The 850-nt window shown below is 51.9% G+C and carries 1 protein-coding gene and 1 pseudogene; both read left to right on the top strand.

Annotated features, from left to right (window positions below):
• Positions 1-638, top strand: a 638-nt coding sequence (locus HMPREF1627_RS00295; protein WP_034499881.1) for a carbohydrate ABC transporter permease, incomplete at its 5' end; no start/stop codon positions are given.
• Positions 638-850, top strand: a pseudogene (locus HMPREF1627_RS10605) (carbohydrate ABC transporter permease); the annotation flags it as partial. The gene HMPREF1627_RS00295 and the pseudogene HMPREF1627_RS10605, both read left to right, overlap by 1 nt.

The following is an 850-nucleotide window of genomic DNA, read 5'->3' as shown; positions in this document are numbered from 1 at the left end:
AGCAGATCATTGGCCTCTTTCTAGCAGTGTTGCTAGAGCGTTCCGGCAAGATTTCCAACAGCGTGCGAGCCATTATCTACCTGCCGGTCCTCATCTCACCGGTCGTTATGGGCACCTTCTACTACCTCGTATTCCGATTCCGCCAGGGAGCGTTGAACGGGATCCTGGAAGCGTTTGGTGGTCAGCCCGTCGCATACCTTGCAAACTCTAACTTTGCTATCGCCGTAATCGTCTTCATCAACTCGTTCCAGTTCGTTGGTGTCTCCATGATCATCTACCTATCTGGACTGCAGTCGATCCCAACAGAGGTTCACGAAGCCGCCCAACTTGACGGTGTTAACGGCTGGCAACAGTTCAAAGACATCACCTGGCCAATGCTCCACCCGGCATTCGCAGCTTCCGTCGTTATCAACCTAATCGGCGGACTCAAGCTCTACGACATCATTAAGGTTCTAACCGATGGAGGTCCGGGCTTTGACACCAACTCCGTTTCAACGTTGATTGGACGCACCTACTTTGGCAGTCAGGCCGCCGGCTACGCAGCCGCGCAGGGCGTGGTGCTGTTCTTCATAATCGTTCTATTCACGGTTATTACAAACCGCTGGCTTGATAGGCGCGCTACGAGGGTGGGTCTGTGATGAGTGAAAATAAGAATTCTTTAAAAACTCCTAAGTTCATACTTTTCCTCCTGGTACTGGTCTGCCTTGTACAGTTAGTACCTTTCTACCTAGGCGTGGTTGCATCCTTTAAAGGTTCGCGAGATCAAAGCTCTGCGTGGGCGATTCCCTTTGGAGAATCCACATTTGAGAACTTTGTCATCGCCTGGGAGCGCGGACACGTAGGCCAAGCC

The sequence above is a fragment of the Actinomyces sp. S6-Spd3 genome, assembly GCF_000758755.1.
Taxonomy (GTDB): Bacteria; Actinomycetota; Actinomycetes; order Actinomycetales; family Actinomycetaceae; genus Pauljensenia.
Note: the sequence above shows the minus strand (reverse complement) of the source record. Positions and strands in the feature narration are given on the sequence as shown.